The organism is Halomonas sp. AOP22-C1-8 (assembly GCF_052378905.1).
Taxonomy (GTDB): domain Bacteria; phylum Pseudomonadota; class Gammaproteobacteria; order Pseudomonadales; family Halomonadaceae; genus Vreelandella; species Vreelandella citrativorans.
This window is the reverse complement of record NZ_JBQSYD010000030.1, coordinates 19,073-29,445: the sequence shown is the minus strand read 5'-3', so window position 1 is coordinate 29,445 and position 10,373 is coordinate 19,073. Positions and strand designations below refer to the sequence as shown.

Here is a 10,373-nt window from a genome sequence, read left to right as displayed (position 1 = left end):
GGTGTATTAAGCGGGTACACCACTATGAAAACGAAAAGCCGTATCGGGTGACGTTATCAGCTCTGCTTCCCGGGCCACAAAAAAAGCAATTCTTTCATCAATGGAAGCGTTAGTTTGCTGCTGCGCAAGCAGTAGGTAGTCTTCAAAATGACGCCCTTCGGACTTAACCAGCGTGCGATAAAATTTAGCCAACTCTTCATCCAGGTAAGGAATCAAGCGAGCAAAACGCTCGCAGCTGCGTGCTTCTATTAAGGCGCCAATAATGAGGATATCAATAAGACGCTCTGGATCATTGCTGCGCACATGACGTCGCAAGCCCTCAGCGTACCGGGAAGCGGTTAAATGCTTGTATTCAACGCCGCGCTTTTCCATTAAACCCACAACTTGCTCAAAGTGCAGCAATTCTTCGCGGGCGAGCTGAGACATTTTGCTCAATAAAAGAGGCTGGTCTACATAACGATACAGCAAGCTCATGGCCGTCGAAGCGGCCTTTTTCTCACACTGAGCGTGGTCAACAAGCAGTATTTCGGGGTTATCTAGCGCCCATTTAAGCCAGCTGTCCGGCGTTATACAGGCAAGAAATTCATTTAAACTTTCGGGCAACAAGTCATCTGCTTGAAGTTTATGGTCTGCGGGTGTTAATTCCGGCAATTGCATTGACATAACGTTCTTCCGAGCATTTTTTCACAATTGTACAATATTTAAACGCCGATAGCGTTCACCCCGTTCCCAAACCGCAAGAACAATGCCATGTCTCTTGGGTACATATTGCTGGCCACCGCTAATAGAAATAATGGCGCTCTACGCTTCGCTGTGAGGTTAGCTCAACGTGGAAAGCAACCGTAACGTTATAGCGTCCAAGCCATGGTAACGCGGCGCAACCGCAATCACACCTTTAGCATGCTCAGGCCCATCACACCCTGCCAGAAAGTGTCCCAAACGGCCAAAACACAGGCCTTTAAAGCGGTATTTTTTGTGTATCAACATAAAGTACAACACCTGCCTCTCGCCTTCTTCTTAACATTGTCGACAGTTTGCCGTAGAATCCGTGTCATCCAACCAGACGCTGTTTCCAAGCGTATGTCATGTGTCCGAGCGCACGCTCAAACACCGTGAAAATGTGTGCTCGCCACCATAAAGCAGATGAGAGGGCCCCAACGTGCTTGAAGCATATCGCCAACATGTCGAGGAACGCGCCGCTGAAGGCGTACCACCCAAGCCTCTAAACGCCGAGCAAGTTGCCGCCTTAATTGAGCTGCTAAAAACCCCACCGGCGGGTGAAGAGGAATTTGTTCTTGATCTGATCACCAACCGGGTTCCGCCGGGCGTCGATGAAGCCGCTTATGTAAAAGCGGGCTTTCTTACTGCAATCGCCAAGGGCGAAGCAACCTCTCCGCTGATCGATAAAATCCACGCGGTTAAGCTGCTAGGCACCATGCAAGGCGGCTACAACATCGTATCCATGGTAGAACTTTTGGATAACGAAGAGTTAGCGCGTGAAGCCGGCGAACAGCTCAAGCATACCCTGCTGATGTTTGATGCCTTTCATGATGTTGAAGAGCGTGCCAAAAAGGGTAACAGCGTTGCCAAGGACGTTATTCAGTCTTGGGCAGAAGCAGAGTGGTACCTTTCCAAGCCTGCTTTAGAAGAAAAAATCACCCTGACCGTCTTTAAGGTGCCGGGTGAAACCAACACTGATGATCTGTCACCAGCACCCGATGCTTGGTCGCGCCCCGATATCCCGCTGCACGCCAATGCCATGCTCAAAAACGAGCGTGACGGCATTGTGCCTGAAGTACCAAGCTCTATGGGTCCGCTCAAGCAAATTGAGGAAGTCAAATCCAAAGGCTTCCCGGTTGCTTATGTCGGTGATGTCGTGGGTACGGGCTCTTCACGTAAATCAGCCACTAACTCCGTGCTGTGGTTCTTTGGTGACGATATCCCTTACGTTCCCAACAAGCGCGCTGGCGGCTTCTGTTTTGGTAGCAAAATTGCTCCGATCTTCTTTAACACCATGGAAGATTCTGGCGCACTCCCGATTGAACTGGACGTATCAAAGCTGGAAATGGGCGATGTCATCGACGTCTACCCCTACGAAGGCAGGGTGTGCAAGCACGGCACTGATGAAGTGCTCACCACGTTTGCATTGAAAACTCAGCTGATCCTGGACGAAGTACGTGCTGGCGGCCGTATTCCTCTGATCATCGGTCGTGGCCTGACGGGCAAAGCACGTGAGTCCCTTGGCCTTGAGCCTTCTGACGTATTCCGCCTGCCGGATCAGCCCAAAGACACTGGCAAGGGCTTTACCCTGGCGCAGAAAATGGTCGGTAAGGCGTGCGGCCTGGAAGGCGTTCGTCCGGGCATGTACTGCGAACCTAAAATGTCTACGGTCGGCTCCCAGGATACTACTGGCCCGATGACCCGGGACGAGCTGAAAGACCTGGCCTGCCTGGGCTTCCAAGCGGACTTGGTCATGCAGTCATTCTGCCACACGGCGGCCTATCCGAAGCCGGTTGACGTGGACACTCACCACACACTGCCTGACTTCATTATGAACCGCGGCGGTGTATCGCTGCGTCCTGGCGACGGCATCATCCACAGCTGGCTGAACCGTATGCTGTTGCCAGATACAGTAGGTACCGGCGGCGACTCGCACACCCGCTTCCCGCTGGGCATCTCGTTCCCGGCTGGTTCTGGCCTGGTGGCCTTCGCTGCTGCCACCGGCGTTATGCCGCTGGATATGCCGGAATCCGTACTGGTGCGCTTTAAAGGCAAGCGCCAGCCTGGCGTTACCCTGCGCGACCTGGTTCACGCCATTCCGCTTTACGGCATCAAGCAAGGTCTTCTGACCGTTGATAAGGCCAACAAGAAGAATGCGTTCTCTGGCCGCGTGCTGGAAATTGAAGGCCTTGAAGACTTAACGGTCGAGCAGGCATTTGAGCTTTCCGATGCCTCTGCTGAGCGCTCTGCCGCTGGCTGTACTATTACGCTGTCTGATGAGAGCGTTACCGAGTACCTGAAATCCAACATCACACTGCTGAAGTGGATGATCGCTAACGGTTATGGCGATGAGCGTACGATTAGTCGTCGTATCGAAGGTATGGAAGCGTGGCTTGCCGACCCGAGCCTGATGCGTGCCGATGCGGATGCCGAATACGCCGAAGTCATCGAAATTGATTTGTCCGAGATTAAAGAGCCAGTACTTTGCGCGCCTAACGATCCTGACGATGCTCGTTTGCTGTCAGACGTAGCGGGCGAAAAGATTGATGAAGTATTTATCGGCTCGTGCATGACCAACATTGGTCATTTCCGCGCAGCGGGTAAACTACTTGAAAAGCAGCCTGCAGGCAGCCTCAAAACTCGCCTGTGGCTGGCACCGCCGACCAAAATGGACCAGCACCAGCTGACCGAAGAGGGTTACTACGGCATTTATGGTCGTGCCGGTGCGCGTATGGAAATGCCGGGATGCTCACTGTGTATGGGTAACCAGGCGCGCGTTGCTGCAAAAAGCACCGTTGTGTCTACGTCTACACGTAACTTCCCGAACCGTTTGGGCGATGGTGCCAACGTGTACCTTGCCTCGGCGGAACTCGCCGCGGTTGCCGCGGTGGAAGGTCGCCTGCCAACCGTTGAAGAGTATCAGCGTTACATGAGTGAATTTGACGCCATGGCAGGAGAGATCTATCGTTATATGAACTTCCACGAAATTGAGGAGTATCAGAAAATCGCCTCAAACGTGATTCCGGTTGCTCAAGAAGCGTAACCATCCTATCGCCGATGCTCGCACCATCACAGACTTAATGAAATTCCGTTAATTCTGAGACGATGACCGAACGCCCCTCAACCTCTCGTTGTGGGGCGTTTTTATTACCGCAAGATGTCGGCGACTTGCGAGGGCTTCCGGATACTGCCACTCTGTTAGTTCATCCTTATGATTTAAAAGACAATGCAGCCACTGACACATCTTGGCTCGGCCTTAATGAAGACACTGCGCGATCATCTACGCCCCTTGATCGCCTATCATTTGTTTTTTACCTTACTGGCCTCTGCCCTGTTATTACCCCTGATTGGGTGGATAACCCAAGGCCTGCTTGCCCAATTAAAACGTACAGTGATCACCAATGACGAGCTAATCAGCCTGCTGTTTAGCCCCTTGGGCCTTGCTTGCATGCTGGTCGGCCTGGTCTTTACTTTTCTTATACTTTACTGGCAACAGGCTGGCATGCTCCAGGTCGCCGTTCGGCCTCACGGCAATCATTACCGGCTTGCGTTTGATGCACTCTGGTTAAGCGTTCGCCGCCTCCCCGCACTGGCAGGGTTAGTCGTGTTACAGGTGGGCACGCACCTTTTACTGCTGGCCCCTTTCATGGCCGCACTTGCATGGCTTTATAGTGTTTGGCTAAGCGGCTTGGACCCTTACTATTTACAGCGTGTCATGCCGCCAGTGCTTTGGTATTTTATTGCCTGCGCGCTGCCGCTTGTGGTGATTTGGCTAAGCTTAGCGGCCTGGCTTTATCTGCGCTGGCTGTTAGCGCTTCCTTTAGTAGCGCTTGAAAACTCCAGTCCGTTACGCGCCCTGACGCACAGTTTTCATTTAACCAAAGGCTGGCACCGCTCCATTGGCACGGCCGTACTCATCCTGTTACTGCTCATTATTGCACTACCTGTTATCACCACCATCGCCTTTGATGCGCTGGTAACGCCGCTTCTCTGGTGGCTACCAGAACACAACACTTTTCTAATTCCCATCATGTTTGCCTATTTAACAGGCTATCTGCTGTTAACCCTCGCCGTTACCTTTATCGGTATTGCGGCTAACGCACTGCTTTCTGCTTGTTTGTACCTTCAGTTAGCGCATCACAAGGTGCGCCCTGCCCCTCCATCAAAAATCGTCCTCCCGGGCCGATTTGCCTGGGCGGTTGAACTTAGTGTATTGCTACTGGCCGCCTTACAAGCCTGGTGGATCCTGAACAGCTTTGAACTACGCGACAATGTAAACGTGTTTGCGCACCGTGGTAGTTCAATGGTCGCCCCCGAAAACACCCTGGCCGCGGTTAACCAGGCCATCATCGATAAAGCTGACGCCGTAGAGCTGGATGTTCGCTTGTCCGCCGATGGGCAGGTCATGATTTACCATGACCGGAGCCTGGCAAGATTAACCGGTGATAACAGAGAATTCGGCGACTTAACGCGTGAAGAGCTTAGTCAGTACGACATAGGCAGTTGGTTCGGTGATGCTTTTCAAAACGAGCCTATCGCAGGCCTGGATGAGGTACTTGAACGCGTACGCGGCCATGCCGGATTGATGATCGACATGAAGGCACTGCCCGGCGAGGAACAAGCTCTTGCTGATGCAGTCATTGCCCTACTGCGTGCTGAGACCGATATGCGCTATGCCTGCTGGGCTAAAAGCAGTCATCCTATAACAGCTTATGGCGAGTGCGGCTTTCCCAATGCAATGCTGGAGATGCGGGTAGCCACGATGACGCCATCACTGTCTGCCCACATCAAACGCCAAGCGCCTGAACTACGCGTCACACTGCTGGCACAATTAATCCTGCCAGGCACGCTGGACCGCCGAAGCTTCGATGCCTTGGGACTTCGCCATAACCGTATTACAGCAGAGGAAGTGCGTCTTGCAGCGCTTTATGGCTATGAGATACACGCCTGGACAGTCAATGACCGGGCAAGAATGTCTACACTGATCGATTTAGGGGTTGATGCAATTATTACCGACTATCCCGCGCGTTTACGCGAATTGATTGAAGAGCGGCGAGCGTTAAGCGATGGGGAGCTTCTGTTGGTGAAGCTGCGCAATTGGCTACGTCAGTGACGTGTACTTAAACACGCCACTGACAGCTCATTTCGTAAAGCCAGTTAATGGGATCAATCGCCCATAACAACGCCTTCGCGACGCGGGTCGGCACCGCCAAACAGCGTCCCATCCTCCAGCCTACGGATGGCCTGAAGCCCACTGGTTAGCTCTCTTTCACTGATGGTATGCCCGTACTCCTCAAGCACTTCCAGGGTCGCTTCCGGGAAGCCTCCCTCTTCCAAATAAACATCGCCTCCCATGGTAATGGCGTGAGGCAAATTGAGCGCTTCTTGTGCACTCATCCCCCAATCACGCATCGCAACTAATGTGCGGGCGGTGTAATGAATAATAGCCGCGCCACCCGGCGACCCCAGGCTTGCCACCAGCTCGCCCGACTCTTTATCGAAGACGAGTGTTGGGCTCATGCTTGAACGCGGACGCTTGCCAGGTTCAACCCGATTAGCCACCAGCTCGCCGTCCACCTCTGGGGTAAACGAAAAATCGGTCAACTCATTATTAAGCAAATACCCACCCGGCAACCCGGTTCCTCCATCTGCAAGGATGCGCGAACCAAACGCCTGCTCAATAGATGTGGTCATCGCCACGGCATTGCCTTCAGCATCAATAATACTGATATGGCTAGTGCCGTATTCCGGCTGATCCGGCTGTGAGGCAAAGCTAACGTCAAGATCACCGGGGTTCCCTGGCTCCGCACTATCGCCCATGCTGGTGTCACCAATTAACTTACTACGCTCTGAAAGGTAGTCAGGCGCCAGCATTAATGACCAATCACCGCCCGGCGCCTCTACGAACTCAGGGTCCGCTATATAACGTCCGCGGTCAGCGAAGGCCAGCCGAGAAGCCTCCAGAAACTGATGCAGCCAACCGCTGCTGGATACGCCGTTATCCAAGGGTGCTTCCAACAATGGCTGCTGATCTAAAAGACCCAGTATCTGCATAATGGTAATATGCCCAGACGAGGGTGGTGGAAATCCGCACACTTCCCACTGCTGCCATGGCGTACACAGCGGTTCCCGCTCAATTGTCTGGTAGCCGCCAACATCCTCAAGGGTCATGCTGCCTGGTCGCACCGGATGGTTCTGTACACGATTTACTAAATCCTCAGCAATGTCGCCCTCATAAAAGGCCGCGCTGCCGTTGGTCGCAATTTGACGCAATATGCTCGCCAACGCCGGATTTTTTAACGTGTCGCCAACCGCTAGCGGCTCGCCGTTAGGCTGGTAATAGAAGTTCTCGGCGAGCGGGTCACTACGTAACGCTTCATCATTGGCAAGGCTGGTGTGCAGCCGTTGACTAACGGCAAACCCTTCCTCGGCAAGCGTAATAGCGGGTTCAAAAAGCGCCTCCCAAGCCAACTGGCCGTGCTCTTTATGCGCCTGTTCCAACATTCGCACCGTGCCTGGCACACCAACAGAAAGTCCACTGGCTACCGCATCTGCAAAGGGCAGCGGCTCGCCATTTTCCATGAACAGCTCCCCTGTCACCGCACCAGGCGCTGTCTCTCGGCCGTCGTAAGCCTGAACGTTTGAGCCATCATAGAACATTAAAAAAGCGCCACCGCCAATGCCGCTGGACTGAGGCTCGACCAGTGTTAATACCATTTGCACAGCGATAGCTGCGTCAATGGCATTACCACCATTTGCCAACACTTGATAGCCTGCATCCGTTGCCAACGGGTTAGCCGCCGCGACTGCAAACGACTCCGCCTCCCAGCCGGGTTTTTCCTCATACCCCGACCCAACTTCTGGCGTTATAGAGGGGGTTTCATAGCTAAACCCAAAGCTATAGACCGGCACTAACAGCAATCCTGATAGTGCTAATTTAATCCTTTTTGGGGACATTACACTGCCCTCTCGCATCCTGGGAAATATCAAGTAAGTAACCACACAACAGAGTAGCCTATAAAACGCATGCGCCCGGCACAATGGCCGGGCGAAAAATAGCGGTTTACAGGTCGACGTTAGGTGATTGTCTCGCCTGCCAACATAAACCACGTCTCAAGTACTGCATCAGGGTTGAGGGATACCGAATCAATCCCCTGCTCCATCAACCACTTAGCCAATTCAGGGTGATCTGAGGGCCCTTGCCCACAAATACCCACATATTTGCCCTGGGCTTTACAAGCCTGAATAGCCATTGCCAACAATTTTTTCACCGCCGCATTACGCTCATCAAACAGATGCGCCACGATGCCTGAGTCACGGTCCAGCCCCAGCGTTAACTGCGTAAGATCGTTAGAGCCGATTGAGAAGCCGTCGAAGTGTTCAAGAAATTCTTCAGCCAACAATGCATTAGCAGGTAACTCGCACATCATGATCACTTTCAGCCCGCTTGCATCGCCACGCTTCAAGCCATTTTCTGCCAACAGATCAACCACCTGCTTGGCTTCATCGGTGGTGCGTACAAAGGGCACCATGATTTCGACGTTATCAAGCCCCATCTCGTCGCGTACGTATTTTAAGGCGCGACACTCAAGCTCGAAGCAGGGCCGGAAAGCGTCCGAGATATACCGCGAAGCCCCACGGAAGCCCAACATGGGATTCTCTTCGCCCGGCTCGTAAAGCTTACCGCCAATCAGGTTTTCGTACTCGTTGGACTTGAAATCAGACAAACGCACGATAACCCGCTGAGGATAAAAGGCCGCTGCCAACGTGGAGATGCCTTCCACCAGCTTGTCCACGTAGAAAGTTACCGGGTCGGTATAGCCTGCGGTACGAAGGTCAATCACCTGCTGCAAGTCAGCGGGCAGCGTTGCGTAATCCAGCAGTGCCTTAGGGTGAACGCCAATCATACGATTGATGATGAACTCAAGCCGGGCAAGCCCTACGCCTGCGTTAGGCAGGCTGGCAAACCCAAATGCGCGATCAGGGTTGCCCACGTTCATCATAATCTTGAACGGGATTTCAGGCATGGCATCGACGCTTGAAACCTTGCAGTCAAAATCCAGCAGGCCATCATAAACGTGGCCGGTGTCACCTTCGGCACAGGAAACGGTGACATCGGTGCCTTCTCTGAGCTGCTGTGTAGCGTCACCACACCCAACCACCGCCGGAATGCCCAGCTCACGAGCAATAATCGCCGCATGGCAGGTACGCCCACCACGGTTGGTAACAATGGCTGAAGCCCGCTTCATAATGGGTTCCCAGTCTGGATCCGTCATGTCGGTCACCAGAATGTCACCGTCAAGAACCTTATCCATATCTTCCGGACTCATGACCACTTTGACCGTGCCGCGGCCGATGCGCTGACCAATCGCCCGGCCGGTAATCAGGGTACGGCCCTTCTCGCGCAGTTGGAAACGCTCTAATTTGCCGCCTTCCTGCTGCGAGACCACCGTTTCAGGGCGTGCTTGCACGATATAGAGCTTACCGTCGTCACCATCAAGCGCCCACTCAATATCCATGGGGCGCTCGTAGTGCTGCTCAATCGTCACTGCCTGATGGGCAAGATCCATCACCTGCTGGTCGCTAATACAGAAACGATTACGCTGATTAAGCGGCACATCAACGGTGTCGACGGATTTACCAGCACTGGTTTCCTGGCCGTAAACCATCTTGATGAGCTTGGACCCCAGGTTACGCCGTAAAACAGCCGGGCGGCCAGCGGCTAACGTGCCCTTATGAACGTAAAACTCGTCAGGGTTGACGGCACCTTGCACAACCGTTTCGCCCAGCCCCCACGAGGCCGTCACAAAGACAGCATCGCGGTAGCCTGATTCGGTATCCAGGGTAAACATGACCCCAGAGGCACCCGTCTCAGAGCGCACCATTTTTTGGACACCCGCTGACAGCGCGACGTTTTCGTGGGCGTAGCCACGGTGAACACGGTAGGAAATTGCGCGATCATTAAACAGCGAGGCAAACACCTCGTGTACAGCGCGTTTGATGTTATCGAAACCTTCGATATTCAGGAAAGTTTCCTGCTGGCCCGCAAAAGAGGCATCCGGCAGGTCTTCCGCGGTTGCCGAGCTGCGCACCGCTACTTTCAGCTGAGGGTGCTGCTCCTGCAGTTGCTCATAGGCCTGACGCAGCGCACTTTCAAAAGCGGGCGGCAGCGGCGTATCAATAACCCATTGGCGAATATTAGTACCCGCTTCCGCCAGTGCTTTAACATCATCAACGTCCAGGCGCGATAGCGTGCTGTTAATGCGCTCGTTAAGCCCTTCATGAGAGAGAAATTCACGATATGCGTGAGCCGTAGTGGCAAATCCACCCGGTACGGTTACCCCGGCACCCGACAGATTGGAAATCATCTCGCCCAGCGAGGCGTTTTTACCACCCACGCGTTCGACGTCGGCCATACCTAACTGATCGAACCACAGAATGTACTCTTCCACGCAACCCCCTCGCTTTAAGACGTTGATGCAATCTTTTAGATCGCCAATCATTGATCGTGTCACCCTATCACCGTGCCACCCTATTCGCCATTGGTCTAATAGCGAAGGGAGTGGAGGATTTTTACAACATAAGGCGTATACGGGCAGTTTATGTAGTCGCCTGGGGCGTTGTGCTTAGCGAACACTCGGCACACAATAGCG

5 protein-coding genes are annotated in these 10,373 nt (G+C 53.4%); 2 read left to right on the top strand and 3 right to left on the bottom strand.

Translation table 11 applies throughout. From position 1 onward, the window contains the following. Nucleotides 1-6: 6 nt before the first annotated feature. Nucleotides 7-663 (bottom strand): tRNA-(ms[2]io[6]A)-hydroxylase, encoded by a 657-nt coding sequence (locus tag ACT3TY_RS14825; RefSeq protein ID WP_087107350.1) that lies wholly within the window; start codon nt 661-663, stop codon nt 7-9. 496 nt (nt 664-1,159) lie between these two features. Here ACT3TY_RS14825 and acnB point away from each other — a divergent pair, with 496 nt between their 5' ends. Both acnB and ACT3TY_RS14815 read left to right on the top strand, forming a co-directional pair. Beyond that, complete coding sequence (gene acnB, locus ACT3TY_RS14820; RefSeq protein WP_444628757.1) at nt 1,160-3,763, top strand: bifunctional aconitate hydratase 2/2-methylisocitrate dehydratase; 2,604 nt, start codon at nt 1,160-1,162, stop codon at nt 3,761-3,763. Between the two features lie 183 nt (nt 3,764-3,946). After that, on the top strand, nt 3,947-5,833 hold the full coding sequence (locus ACT3TY_RS14815; protein WP_444628755.1) for a glycerophosphodiester phosphodiesterase family protein: 1,887 nt from the start codon (nt 3,947-3,949) through the stop codon (nt 5,831-5,833). A 53-nt stretch (nt 5,834-5,886) separates the two neighbouring features. On the opposite strand, the gene ggt is transcribed toward ACT3TY_RS14815, so the two are convergent. Together ggt and ppsA are read right to left on the bottom strand one after the other, a co-directional pair. Further along, nucleotides 5,887-7,677: a gamma-glutamyltransferase gene (gene ggt, locus ACT3TY_RS14810; protein WP_444628754.1), complete on the bottom strand. Its 1,791-nt coding sequence runs from the start codon at nt 7,675-7,677 to the stop codon at nt 5,887-5,889. Between the two features lie 119 nt (nt 7,678-7,796). Next, nucleotides 7,797-10,172 (bottom strand): phosphoenolpyruvate synthase, encoded by a 2,376-nt coding sequence (gene ppsA, locus ACT3TY_RS14805; protein WP_444621896.1) that lies wholly within the window; start codon nt 10,170-10,172, stop codon nt 7,797-7,799. Between the last annotated feature and the right edge of the window lie 201 nt (nt 10,173-10,373).